This window comes from Vibrio sp. ED004 (assembly GCF_023206395.1).
Taxonomy (GTDB): domain Bacteria; phylum Pseudomonadota; class Gammaproteobacteria; order Enterobacterales; family Vibrionaceae; genus Vibrio.
The window spans coordinates 1,462,337-1,477,817 of record NZ_CP066149.1 but is presented as its reverse complement, the minus strand read 5'-3'; the positions used below and the strand labels follow the sequence as shown (position 1 = coordinate 1,477,817).

Annotated in this window: 13 protein-coding genes; 3 read left to right on the top strand and 10 right to left on the bottom strand. The window is 45.3% G+C overall.

The features are described from left to right. Nucleotides 1-37 precede the first annotated feature (37 nt). The 6 genes from ITG10_RS06640 to aspA form a co-directional block, all read right to left on the bottom strand. Complete coding sequence (locus ITG10_RS06640; protein WP_016793903.1) at nucleotides 38-1,048, bottom strand: ornithine carbamoyltransferase; 1,011 nt, start codon at nucleotides 1,046-1,048, stop codon at nucleotides 38-40. Between the two features lie 170 nt (nucleotides 1,049-1,218). Continuing rightward, on the bottom strand, nucleotides 1,219-2,130 hold the full coding sequence (gene arcC, locus ITG10_RS06635; RefSeq protein ID WP_017630900.1) for a carbamate kinase: 912 nt from the start codon (nucleotides 2,128-2,130) through the stop codon (nucleotides 1,219-1,221). Nucleotides 2,131-2,202: 72 nt separating this feature from the next. Then, a complete protein-coding gene (arcA, locus tag ITG10_RS06630) occupies nucleotides 2,203-3,426 on the bottom strand; it encodes an arginine deiminase (protein ID WP_017630901.1) in 1,224 nt (407 codons plus the stop codon). 820 nt (nucleotides 3,427-4,246) lie between these two features. Further along, complete coding sequence (locus ITG10_RS06625) at nucleotides 4,247-5,695, bottom strand: YfcC family protein (protein ID WP_017630903.1); 1,449 nt, start codon at nucleotides 5,693-5,695, stop codon at nucleotides 4,247-4,249. A 510-nt stretch (nucleotides 5,696-6,205) separates the two neighbouring features. Then, a complete protein-coding gene (locus tag ITG10_RS06620) occupies nucleotides 6,206-7,513 on the bottom strand; it encodes an anaerobic C4-dicarboxylate transporter (RefSeq protein WP_017630904.1) in 1,308 nt (435 codons plus the stop codon). Nucleotides 7,514-7,693: 180 nt separating this feature from the next. Continuing rightward, nucleotides 7,694-9,145, bottom strand: a complete 1,452-nt coding sequence (aspA, locus tag ITG10_RS06615) for an aspartate ammonia-lyase (protein ID WP_017630905.1) — start codon at nucleotides 9,143-9,145, stop codon at nucleotides 7,694-7,696. A 284-nt stretch (nucleotides 9,146-9,429) separates the two neighbouring features. Between aspA and ITG10_RS06610 the strand changes: the two genes are divergently transcribed. Further along, entirely contained in the window at nucleotides 9,430-9,969 is a 540-nt protein-coding gene (locus tag ITG10_RS06610; protein WP_017630906.1) for an FxsA family protein, read from the top strand. Between the two features lie 188 nt (nucleotides 9,970-10,157). On the opposite strand, the gene trmL is transcribed toward ITG10_RS06610, so the two are convergent. From trmL to ITG10_RS06590, 4 genes are all read right to left on the bottom strand, one after another. Further along, entirely contained in the window at nucleotides 10,158-10,637 is a 480-nt protein-coding gene (trmL, locus tag ITG10_RS06605) for a tRNA (uridine(34)/cytosine(34)/5-carboxymethylaminomethyluridine(34)-2'-O)-methyltransferase TrmL (RefSeq protein WP_009844716.1), read from the bottom strand. Between the two features lie 77 nt (nucleotides 10,638-10,714). Further along, nucleotides 10,715-11,332 carry a superoxide dismutase gene (locus tag ITG10_RS06600; RefSeq protein WP_017630907.1) on the bottom strand — a complete coding sequence of 206 codons (618 nt, stop codon included), beginning with the start codon at nucleotides 11,330-11,332 and terminating at the stop codon, nucleotides 10,715-10,717. A 76-nt stretch (nucleotides 11,333-11,408) separates the two neighbouring features. Beyond that, complete coding sequence (gene cpxA, locus ITG10_RS06595) at nucleotides 11,409-12,788, bottom strand: envelope stress sensor histidine kinase CpxA (RefSeq protein ID WP_017630908.1); 1,380 nt, start codon at nucleotides 12,786-12,788, stop codon at nucleotides 11,409-11,411. Continuing rightward, nucleotides 12,788-13,477 (bottom strand): response regulator, encoded by a 690-nt coding sequence (locus ITG10_RS06590; protein WP_017630909.1) that lies wholly within the window; start codon nucleotides 13,475-13,477, stop codon nucleotides 12,788-12,790. Before ITG10_RS06590 ends, cpxA begins: the two co-directional genes overlap by 1 nt. A 180-nt stretch (nucleotides 13,478-13,657) precedes the next feature. Between ITG10_RS06590 and ITG10_RS06585 the strand changes: the two genes are divergently transcribed. Both ITG10_RS06585 and fieF read left to right on the top strand, forming a co-directional pair. Next, a complete protein-coding gene (locus ITG10_RS06585) occupies nucleotides 13,658-14,167 on the top strand; it encodes a CpxP family protein (protein WP_017630910.1) in 510 nt (169 codons plus the stop codon). A 163-nt stretch (nucleotides 14,168-14,330) separates the two neighbouring features. After that, entirely contained in the window at nucleotides 14,331-15,239 is a 909-nt protein-coding gene (gene fieF / locus ITG10_RS06580) for a CDF family cation-efflux transporter FieF (RefSeq protein WP_026084249.1), read from the top strand. Nucleotides 15,240-15,481 lie beyond the last annotated feature (242 nt).

Below are 15,481 nucleotides of genomic sequence, written 5' to 3'. Positions count from 1 at the left end.
GTCTTGCGAACAAGTGAGTGTTTAGCTGTTTAGGTAATTAACTGCCTAGTGTTGCAACCATTACTGCTTTGATGGTGTGCATGCGGTTTTCAGCTTCATCGAACACGATAGAGTATTCAGACTCAACCACTTCATCTGTTACTTCAACTCCGTCTTTTAGTTGTGGGTATTCCGCAGCAAGCTGTTTGCCAACAGTGGTGTCTTCGCCGTGGAAAGCAGGTAGGCAGTGCATGAATTTCACATGTGGGTTGCCCGTTGCTTTCAGCATTTCCATGTTCACTTGGTAAGGCATCATTAGGTTGATACGCTCAGCCCATGCTTCTTTCGCTTCGCCCATCGATACCCAAACGTCGGTGTATAGGAAGTCACAACCTTGCACGCCTTCTTGAACATCTTCAGTCAGTGTAATTTTGCCACCTGTGTGCTCTGCGATTTCACGACACTGAGCCAATAGTTCTTCTTGTGGCCAGAACTGTTTTGGAGCAACAAGGCGAATGTCCATGCCCATTTTCGCTGCGCCAACCATCAGAGAGTTACCCATGTTGTTACGAGCATCACCTAGGTAAGCAAAGCTGATTTCATGCAGTTGCTTGCCACGGCCGTATTCGGTCATGGTTAGGAAGTCAGCAAGGATTTGAGTTGGGTGGAATTCGTCAGTTAGACCATTCCATACTGGCACGCCAGCGTATGCGCCTAGCTCTTCAACGATCTCTTGACCGAAGCCGCGGTATTCGATGCCATCGTACATACGACCAAGAACGCGAGCCGTGTCTTTCATTGATTCTTTGTGGCCAATTTGAGAGCCAGATGGGCCTAAGTAAGAGACGCGAGCACCTTGGTCGAATGCTGCGACTTCGAATGCACAACGAGTACGAGTTGAGGTTTTCTCAAAGATAAGCGCAATGTTTTTGCCAGTCAGTTTTGGCTGTTCGTAACCGTTGTACTTCGCTTTTTTAAGCTCCATAGAAAGATCTAACAAGTGTTGAATTTCGCGTGGAGTGAAATCTAGTAGTTTTAGGAAGTTACGATTGCGTAGGTTAAAAGCCATGATGTATTCCTTTTTAGATTTAGGCGCTTCCTTGTTACAGGGAAAGAAAATTCAAGAAAGCGCGATTCAATATTTAGTTAAATTTGTTCGGTTCTGTTTGTTCGTTTAATGCTTTGTTCTACAAGGTTTAAAAGCTATCAAGGTTTAAAAGATCTCAAACTTTAAGCTCGTTAACCCTTGGTGATATTGGTGCCCGCTTGGCCTTGCAGGATTTGCAAACCATCTTCGAGTGCGCCGATACCTACAACCTTGCCGCCTTGCTGAATGAATTCGCACGATGCTTCAATTTTTGGTCCCATAGAGCCTGCATCAAATTCGAATTGCGCCAGTTCACTTGGTGTGGTGCTGCGCAGTGCGTGTTGAGTCGGTTTGCCCCAATCAAGGTAAACAGCGTCCGCGTCGGTCAAAATAAGCAGTGCATCCGCATCCAGTTGTTTCGCTAAGAAAGCCGCTGACATGTCTTTGTCGATAACTGCTTCTACACCAACTAATTTGCCATTCTCTTTTTTCACTGGAATGCCGCCGCCACCAGTACAAATTACGAGGTGACCCGCATCGATAAGCTGAGTGATCGCTTCGTGCTCAACAATGCCGGTAGGGCGTGGGCTTGGTACTACGCGACGGAAATGTTGGCCGTCGGGTTTGACGATCCAATGGAATTTCTCTGCCAATTCACGCGCTTCAGCTTCTTCGTAGATCGGACCAATCGGTTTGGTTGGATCGGCAAATGCAGGATCATTTGGATCAACCGTCATTTGGGTCAACATGCACGAGATGTTGCGGTTAGGCAGGTAGTTTTTGAACTCTTGCATCAACATGTAGCCGATCATGCCTTGAGTTTCGCTGCCCAATACATCCAGCGGGTATGGGTTTACTTTCTTGTATTCCAAACCTTGTAGAGCAAGTAAGCCAACTTGTGGGCCATTACCGTGCACTAACACCACGTTGTACACTTTTGCGATTTCAGAGATGGTTTTCACCGCCGTTTCAATATTGCGGCGTTGAACATCGGCTTCTAACGGCTCACCGCGACGAAGTAGGGCGTTACCACCGAGTGCAACAACAACAGTTTGCTTAGTCATAATTGTGTTCTCTCATTTTGGCCAAGCTGAGATGATTTTAGATTGTTCAACTTGGCCGTTTCGTCTTAGTGATTAGATACCATCACGCTCAATTGGGCAGCTCATGCAGCGTGCGCCACCGCGACCGCGGCCAAGTTCATCGCCTGGAATCGGAAGAACTGTGATGCCTGCTTTGTCGTATTTTTCGTTGGTGTAGGTGTTGCCTTCGTAGCCAATCACGACACCAGGTTTAACGGTTAGAACGTTGTTTGCATCGTTCCACTGTTCACGTTCTGCATGGAAGTTGTCACCACCTGTTGTGATGAGGTTCAGTTTGTCTACGCCCAGTGCTTTTTCGATAGCCGTTACGAAGTAGCCTTCTTCTTTCACTTTCACTGCGCCAGACTCATCGCCAGTTAGGTTCCAGCACTGAACGTCTTTACTCACCACTTCAGGGTAAACAGAGAAGGTATCTTCGTTCATGTGCGTCATCACGGTGTCTAAGTGCATGCAAGAGCGGTGTTTTGGTAGCTGCATTGCGATAACTTGTTTCGCTTGACCGTGTTTGAATAGGCTCGATGCTAAGTGCTCAACACCTTGTGCTGTTGTTCGCTCAGACATACCAATCAGCACCGTGCCGCGACCGATAACAAGAACGTCACCACCTTCAATGGTTGAGTTGTCGTAACTAATGCTTTCTTCATCGCCGAAGTATTTAATGAAGTCTTGGCCAGCGAATGTTGGGTGCCAGCGGTAAATAGCGCGAACGTGGTTAGTTTCACGTTGACGAGCTGGTTTCGCCATTGGGTTGATTGATACACCACCGTATACCCAGCAAGAGGTGTCGCGAGTAAATAGATGGTTTGGTAGAGGCTCGATAATGAAGTCAGTTGGTGCGTGCATGCCTTGCATCATTGAAGATGACTTCATTGGCATTTCAGCGTAAGACAGACCACCCGTTAGGATTTTCGCTAGCTCTAGGTTTGGTAAGTCGCCCAAGTAGCAGCGCACATCGTTAGCAAAGGTTTTGCCTAAGCGGTAATCAGAAACTTGATGACTCAAAAGCCAATCTTTCGCTTCTGGCACGGCTAGCGTGTCTGCTAGTAGGTCAGTAAGAAGAAGAACCTCAACACCTTGATCACGTAGCGTTTGAGTAAATGCGTCATGCTCTTTACCTGCACGCTCAACAGCCAGTACGTCATCAAACAGCAAATCGTGACAGTTAGAGGGTGTTAAGTGAGTCAGTGCGCGTCTTGGGCGGTGAACTAGAACGCGGCGTAATTGACCTATTTCAGAACCTACATAGAACTTACTCATGATCGTCTCTCTCTTATATATTTGAATTACTTTTATCGCTAAGAGTAATTATTTATTTTCAGTTGAGAAGAATGAATTATTTATTCACATCTCTTGTCTGGAATTAATATTACGCCTGCTAGTCAGGTATTCTTAGAGATCTATCACAAATCGTTTTTTATCCCGCAGCCCTTTAAAATTAAGGGTTTTAACAAATTTTATGCACTTTTAACTATTGGTTGTCCCTTCTAAATAGTTAACTCTTTGGGAACATTATGCATGCTTTTTTCACTCGTATTACTAGAATGGAAATTCTAGGGCTTTATATGCAAATTAAATTTATTGATAAGAATGAGCTTAAGGTGGAAGTATGCAATGTTAGTATTTATATATTTAATTTTGAATGTGAAATTAATTATTCCTTAACAATTTAAATGCGAATTAAGCTATTGCGGTCACACTTTATAATCGAGTGTTTTAATCCGGTTTTCTCTGAAAATAGCTAATACTCGTCCTTTGGTTATTACAGCGTAAATTACTTTAAATATAATTAACGCTAATAAGTGACTAAGTATTTCTCTAAATATAGTAGCGATGAATATTTACTTTTTAATTAACCTTAGCATCGATGTTTAAAGGTTAGATTTGCTTTCTAGCAAGTGTCTCAGCTCGTTTAAGTTTTGCTGCTTTGATAGGTAGGCAGATAGGGTGGTAGAGAGGCTTTAAATGATGCGTGTGCAGCTTGTGAGGGTGTTTCGATGGAAGGGGCTTGTTGGTGAACGATAGTGATAAAAAAGCCGCTAGAAAGCGGCTTTGAGTGAGAAAGTGAGGTGTGTTGGTTTTAGATAAGCGCACCAATACTCAGAACAATGATGCAGAACACCATCAGGATACCGATTAATGGCATTACCCACTTAACCCAGCGTACGTAAGGGACACGAGCAATTGCCAAGCCACCCATTACGACCGCAGAGGTTGGTGTGATTAAGTTCACCAAGCCAGAGGCTGATTGGTAAGCGGTGATAACAAGGTCACGACCTACGCCAGCAAAGTCGGCCAATGGCGCCATGATTGGCATGGTGAGTACCGCTAAACCAGAGGTTGAAGGCACTAGGAATGATAATAGAATCTCTAAGAAGAACATCACGTTAATAAAGATAACCGAAGACAAGCCGGTGACCATTTGCTCTGCAGAGAAGAGGATAGTGTCGGTGATCATACCGCGGTCCATCACCACCACAATACCACGTGCGATACCTATGATAAGTGCTACGCCCAGTAGGTCACGAGCACCATCAATGAAGCTTGATGTAAACTTTTCTTCGCTCATGCGAGACACAATACCAACGATGATGGTCGCAGCTAAGAACATTGCAGAGATCTCAGCCATCCACCACCCAGCAACGGATACACCGTAAATCATTACTGCGAATGAGCCACCAAAAATGGTCAGAATCAGTTTACGAGTTGTGGTGAATTCAAGTTTTTCACCACTTGCGTTGCCAAGGAAGTGCGCTTTGTTCTCTTCGTATTTGTCGTACACAATCGATTTGCTTGGATCGGCTTGAACCATTCTTGCGTAACGCATCACGTAAGCAACACAGATACCCCAACCAACAATCAACATACCAACACGCAGCACAATACCGTCGGTAAATGGAATACCAGAGGCGTTGGCAGCGATAACCGTTGCGAATGGGTTAATGGTTGAGCCTAGCACCCCAATACCCGCGCCGAGCAGTACCGTTGCAGCAGCGACTAGAGGGTCGAAGCGCGCTGCCATCATCACTGGTACTAGTAAGGTATAGAATGGCAGTGATTCTTCCGCCATGCCGTAGACAGTACCGCCCGCGGCAAACAGTGCCATCAGTATTGGTATCATCAACTCTTCTCGCCCTTCTAAGCGGGCGGTAACGCGTTCGATACCGGCATCAATCGCGCCAGTTTTAGTTACTAGCCCTAAGAAGCCACCAATGATTAGGATGAACAGCGAAACGTCGATGGCCGCAGCTTCATAACTATTGTGGTCGTAGAAGCCGTCAATAGGCGCTAGCAGTACGTCAATCACACCTTGAGGGTTACCCTCTACTGCTTGATAAGTACCCGTTACAGGTACTTCTCGGCCGAGTTCTTCATTCATTGCTCGGTCGTATTGTCCCGCAGGAACAATCCAGGTAAGCAGAGCAACGAACGCAATTAGAATAAATAAAATGGTATAAGCAGAAGGGAATTTAAAATTGGCAAAGAAGCCGCCCTTTTTTGTCTCGCTTGGTATCGTTTGAGTTGTCATGGCTATCTCCTTACATCATCTTAAATAGAAGTGATGTGAATTAGCGACTAATGATTTATAGATTGTAAATACATTGACTCTTATAAAAGTACCCAACGATAAAAGTTGCTGACTTTAAATTAAGGTTATTTTTATATTTACCAATCCAAATGAATTTAGATTTATTTTAGCTGCGGTTATTTTATTCCTTACGTCGGTGTTTAAGTTTGGTGCTGTTCACAAAAATAATCGCCAATGAATGGGCTAGAAAATGGCAAAAAAACGGCAAGGTTTTTTGGTTAGTTAGCTTGGATTAATATTCGATGTAGATTAACGAGATGCGAGGGGAGATTGATTTGATAGGTGTTGTTTCTAGTGAGGTTGAATAACCTTGGAATTTTATTCAAACTTTATTTTTAGTCGGTTTTTAAAGTTTATAATGGTTATTTGACGTGTATCAAATATCACATTGAGTAGAAAACAAAAAAGGAAGCCGAAGCTTCCTTTTAAATGTTTAATCATCAGCGAATATTAGATAAACAGACCGCCGAATGCGAAGCCTAGTGCTACGGCAGTACTGATTGTTACCACACCTGGAATGAAGAATGGGTGGTTGAATACGTAGTTACCGATACGCGTTGAGCCTGTGTCATCCATCTCAACCGCCGCTAGTAGCGTTGGGTAAGTTGGCAGTACGAACAGCGCACTTACCGCAGCGAAAGAAGCAACCGCTGTTAGTGGTGCTACGCCAATCGCTAGAGCTGCAGGCATAAGAGCAACGGTTGTTGCGCCTTGAGAGTAAAGCAGCATAGAAGCGAAGAACAGAACAAGCGCTAGCATCCATGGGTAGTCAGCCAGTAGAGCGCCTGCTACGTCTTTGATCTCAGCAACGTGTGCGTTTACAAACGTTGAACCTAACCAAGCCACACCAAGTACACATACACACGCCGTCATACCAGAGCGGAATGTTGGAGCTGAAGAAATCTTAGCTGCATCAATCTTAGTGAACATAACGATTGCTGCCGCTGCTGCTAGCATCACAGACATGATTGCTTCGTTACGACCTAGTGCTGGGTTTTCAATTAGGCCAACAGAGCTAGAGATAGCTGCTGCGTAACAAACCACGAAACCAATCGCAGCTAGGAAGATGTAAGTCGCTTTCTTCGCTGTAGGAAGGATCTCGCGTTTCTCTTCTGTTGCCAGTTTGATTAGACCTTTCTCTAGACGTTCTTGGTAAACAGGATCGTCTTTTAGCTCGCTACCCATGTAGTTCGCGACAACTGCGCCAACCATACAAGCGATGAAGGTTGTTGGGATACAAACCATCAGTAGCGTTAGGTAATCAACACCGAATGGTGCAAGCATTGCTGCGAAAGCCACAACCGCTGCCGAGATTGGCGAAGCTGTGATTGCGATTTGAGAGGCTACAACTGCGATAGACAGTGGACGAGAAGGACGCACGCCTTGGCCTTTTGCTACTTCTGCGATAACAGGAAGTGTTGAGAATGCTGTGTGGCCAGTACCCGCCATTAGCGTCATTACAAAGGTCACGATTGGCGCATAAAAGGTGATGCGTTCAGGGTGCTTACGCAAAAAGTTTTCTGCAATTTGCACCAACCAGTCCATACCGCCAGCAACCTGCATTGCAGCAATTGCGGTGATAACAGACATGATGATCAAGATTACGTCGATCGGGATGAAAGACTGGCTTGTTGGAACACCAAGAATAAGTGATAGGGCAATAACACCAGCACCACCGGCAAAACCGATACCGATACCGCCAATTCTGGCCCCCAAAAAGATAAAGAGCAGGACGATAAATAGTTCTACTGCAATCATAAGTAACACCTCATTTAGATTTTATTATGTGAACATTCGCCGCTGGAATGTTCACATAATAGTTCTATGGTTTAGGTTCAATTAAGCAAAAGTACAACATACAGAAATCCACAAAATAAACAGGGTTAACCGTATTGGAGCCTAAAAAAGGGCTCCCTTTGGAGCCCTTTCTCGCTAACTTTATTCGTAGCGCTTCGCTTTATACTGAGGATGCATCAAATTTTCAACAGAGAAAATGTCATCAAGTTCTTCTTCGGTCAATAAACCGCGCTCTAGAACCACATCACGCACGCTCTTACCTGTTTCTGCACAGATCTTACCAACAATGTCACCTTCGTGGTGGCCAATGTATGGGTTTAGGTAAGTAACGATACCGATAGAGTTAAATACGTGAGATTCACACACTTCTTTGTTTACAGTAATGCCGTCTACACACTTGTCGCGTAGGTTCACACAAGCGTTGGTTAGGATGTCTAGAGACTCAAACATGCTTTGTGCAATAACGGGTTCCATTACGTTCAGCTGAAGTTGACCGCCTTCCGCAGCGAAAGAAACCGTGTTGTCGTTACCTAGAACTTTGAAGCAAACTTGGTTTACTACTTCAGGAACAACTGGGTTTACTTTAGCAGGCATGATTGAAGAACCCGCTTGCAGTTCAGGTAGGTTTAGCTCGTTCAAGCCAGTACGTGGACCTGAAGAAAGCAGACGCAAATCGTTACAAATTTTAGACAGTTTAACGGCTAGACGCTTAAGTGCGCCGTGCGTCATTACGTATGCGCCACAGTCTGACGTTGCTTCGATTAGGTCTTCAGCAGGAACACACTCTAGGCCAGTTACTTCAGCTAGGTGTTTAACTGCAAGGCCTTGGTAACCCGGTGCTGCGTTCAGACCAGTACCGATTGCCGTTGCGCCTAGGTTAACTTCAAGCAGTAGCTTTGATGTGTATTCTAGGTTTTTGATTTCTTCGTTGATGGTTACAGCCCAAGCGTGGAATTCTTGGCCAACCGTCATTGGAACTGCATCTTGAAGTTGAGTACGACCCATCTTCAAAATTGTGTTGAATTCTTGGCTCTTAAGCTCGAATGCACCTTTTAGGTATTCAATCGCGTCGATCAGTTTTAGTACGCTGTTGTAAACAGAGATACGGAAGCCAGTTGGGTAAGCACAGTTTGTAGATTGGCTGCGGTTTACATGGTCGTTCGGGTTGATGAACTCATATTGGCCTTTTTCTTTGCCCATAAGCTCAAGTGCCACGTTCGCAACTACTTCGTTCGCGTTCATGTTTACAGAAGTACCAGCACCACCTTGGAAAACGTCTGATGGGAACTGATCCATGCACTTACCCGTGTCTAGAATGAGGTCACAAGCTTGGATGATGTATTTAGCCACTTCGCTAGGAATTACACCTAACTCTTTGTTTGCTAAAGCCGCCGCTTTCTTTGTCATCACCATACCGCGAACGAATTCAGGTACATCTGAGATCGTTACATTTGAGATGTTGAAGTTTTCAACTGCGCGTAGAGTGTGGATGCCGTAGTAAGCATCAGCCGGAACATGACGTTGACCTAAAAGATCTTCTTCGAGACGAGTAGCTTGAGGAGCATCAACTTGTGCTTCTGATAGAGTAGCCATAACAGGATCCTTAGAGAATTATTCTGATTATATAGTTAGTTATTAGCCTATTCTGTGTGCAAATACTCCGTTCGCTAGAATATTGGGCTGATAAATCCGTCCTGACTTATGTGGCACATGATACTGTACCTAGCGCATAAAAATAGTAAGTTGATCACCTTTTTCGCTTTTGTTTCGTCAATATTTTGCAAAGTTATTCTTGGTCAATAAACACGCTTATTTACAGGATAAATTTGAGATTGATAGAGCTTTCAGCGTAAACTGCAAGTAACAAAGGAGGGCGTGTGTTTCCTATCTTATTATTACTATTTATCTTCGTACCCATCATTGAGATTGGGCTATTTATTCAAGTTGGTGGCTTCTTAGGATTGTGGCCAACTATTGCGTTGGTTTTGATTACTGCATTTGTTGGTGCATCGCTTGTTCGTAGCCAAGGCATTCAGACACTTATGTCTGTGCAAGGTCGATTACAACAAGGTGAAATGCCAGCACAACAGATTCTTGAAGGCGTAATGCTTGCGGTTGCAGGTGTATTGCTGCTGACTCCGGGCTTTATGACAGACGCACTCGGTATGTTGGTATTGCTGCCAGCACCAAGAGCGATGATCGCCAAGAAAATGATGGAAAAAATGGTGGTTAAAAATATGTCTGGCGGCTTCCATGCTGGTGGACAGGCGGGCTTTGGTCAGGGACCATTTGGACAAGACCCGTTTAACTCAGGTTCGTTTAAGCAAGACCCATTTGATCAATCAAAAGATGGCAACACCTTTGAAGGTGAGTTTGAGAAGAAAGACGACGATAACGATCGTAACCGCTTAAACTAATTCCGTCGCTTTTTGCTTTCTCTTATATAGAAAGACAAAAGACTACAAACAGAAAAGGCTCTTACCTTTATCCTTCGCAAGAAAGAGATAACGGTAAGAGCCTTTTTTATTGCGTGTCATCTGCTACTTACTATTGCTAGCAGGAACAGGTAACAGGCCGTGTGAGCGGTTATTGACTGAGTTCGGTATTATACCGCGCCTTCAAAGCCCATTTGGCGCCACGCTTCAAATGCGATGATAGCAACCGCGTTAGACAGGTTTAGGCTGCGTGCGTCTGGCATCATTGGAATACGAATACGTTGCTCCATTGGCATGCTTTCAATGAACTCAGCTGGCAGGCCGCGTGTTTCTGGGCCAAACATCAACACATCACCTTGTTGGAATTTCGCATCCACGTGGTGACCTGTCGTTTTAGTGGTACAGGCAAAGATGCGGAAGTCGCCTTCGCGTTCATTTTCTAGATACTCAAGGAAGGCTTCTAGGTTCTTGTGACGCTTTACTCGTGCTAGGTCGTGGTAATCCAAGCCAGCGCGACGAACTTTTTTCTCTTCAAAATCAAAGCCAAGCGGTTCAATCAGGTGCAGGTTTGCGCCGCAGTTAGCACATAGGCGGATGATGTTACCCGTATTGGGTGCAATTTCAGGTTCGTATAGAGCGATATCAAACATGTTGGTTCACAAGAATAATCAAAGATAGCCAGAGTATACGGTGGCAAGCTGAGTGAGTACAGTTCACCACCATTCGCTTACGCTTTATTCGCGAGTGCCTGTGCGTAGTTTTCAGCAACCGCATTCCAATTCACCACATTCCACCATGCGTTGATGTAATCAGGGCGGCGGTTTTGGTAGCTGATGTAGTAAGCGTGTTCCCAAACATCCAGCGCAAGAATTGGCTCACCGTTGCTGGCGATGGTATCCATCCACGGATTGTCTTGGTTTGAGGTCGAGATGATTTTCAGTTGTCCTTCTTCTACCACCAACCACGCAAAACCAGAACCGAAGGTATTGATTGCTGCTTGAGCGAACTGATCTTGGAACGTCTCGAAATTTCCGAATGTGCTCTTGATAGCATCACCAAGTTCGCCACTTGGTTCACCACCGCCGTCTTGAGACATACAGTTCCAATACAAGATGTGGTTGTAGTAGCCGCCACCATTGTTGCGCACGGCAGGGCTATGCTGCGAGATATTAGCGAAGATCTCGGTCAGAGATTGCTGTTCTAGTTCGCTACCAGACACCGCCGCAACAAACTTATCGTAGTAGGTTCTATGGTGCTTGCTGTAATGCACTTCCATCGTTTTAGCATCAATGTAAGGTTCTAGGGCATCGTAAGCGTAGGGTAGATCAGGGAAAGTGTGCGACATGGTAAATCCTCCATAATTAGAGGATTTACCATAATGATAATAACAATCATTATCAACTGCGATCTTTGTAAGGGTATTACACCGGTAAGATAGGTAGGGTGATTTCGAGTTGTAATCCACCTAACTGGCTGCGGGTTGCTGTGATGGTTCCGCTGTGTTGGCGAATCGCACTCTCCGTAATGGTTAACCCAAGCCCTGTGCCACCGGTATTGCGATCACGGGCAGTAGAAACGCGATAGAAAGGTCTGAAGATAGAATCTAATTCATCATCAGGCACACCATCACCGTTATCGTTCACGCAAATCGTCAGCTGATCTTGCACCACGTGGAACTGCACATCGACTTGGTCTTTGCCGTAGTAGATGGCGTTACGCGTAATGTTGTCTAGCGCACTCATCAACAGCTTAGGATTACCCGAAATAGAACGCTCAGGGATCTCAGAGAACGTCAGTTGTTTGCCCATCTGTTCGGCTTCAAACTGTGCGTCTTTCAAGATCTCTTCCCACAGGCTTGAGATAGGCTGAACCTCACGAGTAATGTGGCTGTCGACCTGCATGCGCGATAGCGTCAGTAGCTCGCTGATCATCTGTTCCAGACGTTGTGCTTCAGTATCGATACGCTCAAGTTCTTGGCTCTCACCCTGCTTACGAATTGCCAGCGCATTCGCCATACGCAGGCGAGTCAGTGGTGAGCGCAGCTCGTGTGAAATATCAGAGAGTAGGCGTTGCTGACCGGAGATCATCTGGTTTACCGCTTCGACCATCTGGTTAAAGCTCTCACCCGCTTGTCTGAATTCAGATGTGCCTTTTTCAAGTGTTGGATCAACCTCAAACTGACCTTTCGCCACACGTTGCGCAGCGCGCTCAAGCCTACGAGCAGGTTGGCTCAGTGCCCAAGCTAACCAAAGCAATAGCGGGGTACTCGCCAACATCACAGCAAGTAATAGCTGCAGAGGCCTATCAAACAGGCGCAGTAAGAATGGCGGTGGTTGATTCCACTTCACTCCGGCATACATCAGTAGTTCTTCGCCAGCGAGAGTAATCGGTACTGGCCCTGCAACCATGTAGTGCCCGTAGAGTTTTTGCTTCGGCATCTCAGGGTTATCAATCGAGGTAACAAAGTTACGAATCGCCTTGAGCTTATAGTCTGAATGCCTTTTCGAGGTGAGAACCGCACCCTCAAGATCGGTTAAATAGATACGAGCACGAGAATCCTTGCGGCTGCGTGGCGCTTCAAGTTGGAAAACAATTTTGCCGAGATTCGGTTCTCTGGCGTAGCGTTTTTCAGCGGCCTTGGCGATACGCTCTAATTTACCGAGGTGATCAGCAGGCACATCGCGCGCGACTCGCGGGTCTAAATGAGGAAGTGACAGTACCGACAAAAGCACCAGTAACATGGTGAACCAAAAGATAGCAAAGATGCGTCCATATAAGCTGGTGATTTTAGGGATACGCATTAATCCTCCTCTACCAATAAGTAGCCACGACCGCGTAAGGTCTTGATGCGAGATTTACCGTCGCTGCGCTCTGGAATCTTTTTACGCAGATTAGATATGTGCATATCAATTGCGCGGTCAAACGCTGCAAGCCTTTTGCCCAATACATCTAGGCTCAATGCTTCTTTGGTGATCACTTGCCCCGGGTTTTGGATAAGGTGGCTCAACAGAGCGAACTCAGTGGTGGTGAGATCGATAATCTCGCCATTACAGTAAGCTTCTTGTTTGCCAGGGAAGACTTCAATATCTTGGTATTGAACCCGATCACTGGCCGCCTTAGGTGCCGTGGTGGTTTGCGTTCGACGCAAGATGGCACGAATACGTGCTAGCAGCTCTCGGTCACTGAAAGGCTTAGGTAAATAGTCATCTGCGCCAAGCTCTAGGCCGATCACACGGTCGATCTCTTCACCTTTTGCGGTCAGCATCAGTACGGGTGTTTCCCAATTTTCTCTTAGCTTCTTGAGAGTTTCCATGCCATTCAGGCGCGGCATCATCACATCCAAAAGAATAAGGTCAATCTCATCATTGATCGCCTCGAGCCCCGCGTAGCCGTCATTGGCTTCGGAAACAGTGAAGCCCTCAAAGCTCAGAATGTCTTTAAGTAAGCTGGTTAACTCGGTGTCGTCATCAATAAGAAGAATGTTCGCCATAGGGAAGCCTTAATCGGTTATTTACACGTTAATAATACTGCTAATTATTGGTCAGCTTTCACTCTTTACGATTCTTTACGCTTTCTAAACGTCACTTTACGAGGGAAAGACTAATCTATATTCAAGCGCTGAGAAACAGACGCAACACATGACTTATTATACCGAATTGAGGCAACAATTATGAAAATGACTAAGAAACTTGTACTAGCAGCTGCGGCACTTCCACTAATGTTAGGTACAGCAAGCGCGTACGCATTTGGCGGCGGCGATAAGGGCGACCACAAAGGCATGCACGGTAAATGTGGTGGCTTCGATAAGAAAGTGATGCGTCAACTAGACCTAACTGACGCACAAAAAACAGAATTGAAAGAGATGCGCGAAGCGAATCGTGCAGAGATGAAAGAAAAACACGCTGGTAATAAAGCCGATAAAATGGCGAAAATGAAAGCGCACCAAGAGAAAGTTCAAGCATTGGTGCTGGCTGACAACTTCGATGAAGCAGCAGCAAACGACCTAGCAAGCGAAATGGTTGAGAAACAAACTGAGCGTCGCGTGGCAATGCTGAAGAAGCAACACGAAATGATGAGCGTACTAACGGCTGAGCAAAAGACTCAACTGAAAGAAATCCAACAAGAGCGCATGACTAAGTGTGCTGAAAAAATGGAAAAACGCATGAACAAAGACAAGTAATTCAAGCTTGATAAAGCAGCTTTGAATGAAAGTATTTAGAAAGAAGCGGCCGTGTGCCGCTTTTTTTGATCCCTAAAAATGAATGTCTTACACCCTAGCTGTCATATTCAATTGGTTGTTTGCAGGTTATACTTTGTGCTATCAGTCACTTTATAGCCAAGTTATGAAACAAGAATACGCACGTTTAGTTACGCTCGCTGCTTGGGCAGCCACCACCATCGCCACTATTTTATTGATAGTGAAAGTCGCAGCATGGTGGGTGACAGGTTCTGTGAGTCTGTTGGCTTCTGTGGTGGATTCAATGCTGGATATCGCGGCCTCTGTCGTTAACCTCATCGTCGTTCGCTACTCTCTGCAGCCTGCCGACAAAGAACACACCTTTGGTCATGGTAAGGCCGAATCTCTTGCCGCATTAGCACAGGCGATGTTTATCTCAGGCTCGGCTTGTTTCCTCATTCTTAATGGTATTGAGCGCTTCTTCAGACCTCATGAACTCAACTCGCCTGAAATCGGTATCTACGTCAGCTTATTCGCGATGATGATGACCTTCGGCTTGGTGCGCTTCCAAAAACACGTGGTGAAGAAAACGGGTAGCCAAGCGATTGCCGCTGATTCACTGCACTATCAATCTGACCTTTATATGAATGCCGCGATCATGCTAGCCCTAGCATTGAGCTGGTTTGGTATTGGCCAAGCGGACTCTGTATTCGCGGTCGGTATCGGTATCTACATTCTTTACAGCGCTTATCAAATGGCGATGGAAGCTATTCAATCTCTGCTTGATCATAAGCTGCCGGATGAAGAGCTAAAACAGATAAAAGAGACATCGTTGAGCATCGAAGGCGTGTTGGGTGTGCATCAATTACGAACGCGTCGTTCGGGGCCAATTCGCTTTATTCAATTGCACTTAGAACTTGAAGATGAGATGCCACTTATTGAAGCGCATCGCATTTCTGACGAAGTTGAGGCCAAGCTTATCTCCGTATTCCCTGATGCTGATGTATTAATTCACCAGGATCCGTATTCGGTCGTATTTGGACCAGAGAAGCAGCAGAAATTCCACTCGTGGTAATGCGTGCTAAAAATTAGCTGGCAAATGGTAAGTGGGCGGCTTTTGAACTAGAGTGAGTAAAAATTACTAGTTCTTTGGTGATTCAAAAATCACCTTAGTAACAATTAATGTTGATTCTGATGTGAATCAACAAAGTTATTGAGTAAAACTGTAATACTCTTACAGAAGTAGAAATGTTACATAATTTTACGCGATTTAAGTGCTATTCCTGTTGAGGAAATGTAACATAACGCACAAATATA

Excerpts from the sequence above, each read along its gene's own strand:
- ITG10_RS06640 (WP_016793903.1), bottom strand. The coding sequence starts at position 1,048 with ATGGCTTTTAACCTACGCAATCGTAACTTCCTAAAACTACTAGATTTC.
- arcC (WP_017630900.1), bottom strand. The coding sequence starts at position 2,130 with ATGACTAAGCAAACTGTTGTTGTTGCACTCGGTGGTAACGCCCTACTT.
- arcA (WP_017630901.1), bottom strand. The coding sequence starts at position 3,426 with ATGAGTAAGTTCTATGTAGGTTCTGAAATAGGTCAATTACGCCGCGTT.
- ITG10_RS06625 (WP_017630903.1), bottom strand. The coding sequence starts at position 5,695 with ATGACAACTCAAACGATACCAAGCGAGACAAAAAAGGGCGGCTTCTTT.
- ITG10_RS06620 (WP_017630904.1), bottom strand. The coding sequence starts at position 7,513 with ATGATTGCAGTAGAACTATTTATCGTCCTGCTCTTTATCTTTTTGGGG.
- aspA (WP_017630905.1), bottom strand. The coding sequence starts at position 9,145 with ATGGCTACTCTATCAGAAGCACAAGTTGATGCTCCTCAAGCTACTCGT.
- trmL (WP_009844716.1), bottom strand. The coding sequence starts at position 10,637 with ATGTTTGATATCGCTCTATACGAACCTGAAATTGCACCCAATACGGGT.
- ITG10_RS06600 (WP_017630907.1), bottom strand. The coding sequence starts at position 11,332 with ATGTCGCACACTTTCCCTGATCTACCCTACGCTTACGATGCCCTAGAA.
- cpxA (WP_017630908.1), bottom strand. The coding sequence starts at position 12,788 with ATGCGTATCCCTAAAATCACCAGCTTATATGGACGCATCTTTGCTATC.
- ITG10_RS06590 (WP_017630909.1), bottom strand. The coding sequence starts at position 13,477 with ATGGCGAACATTCTTCTTATTGATGACGACACCGAGTTAACCAGCTTA.
- ITG10_RS06585 (WP_017630910.1), top strand. The coding sequence starts at position 13,658 with ATGAAAATGACTAAGAAACTTGTACTAGCAGCTGCGGCACTTCCACTA.
- fieF (WP_026084249.1), top strand. The coding sequence starts at position 14,331 with ATGAAACAAGAATACGCACGTTTAGTTACGCTCGCTGCTTGGGCAGCC.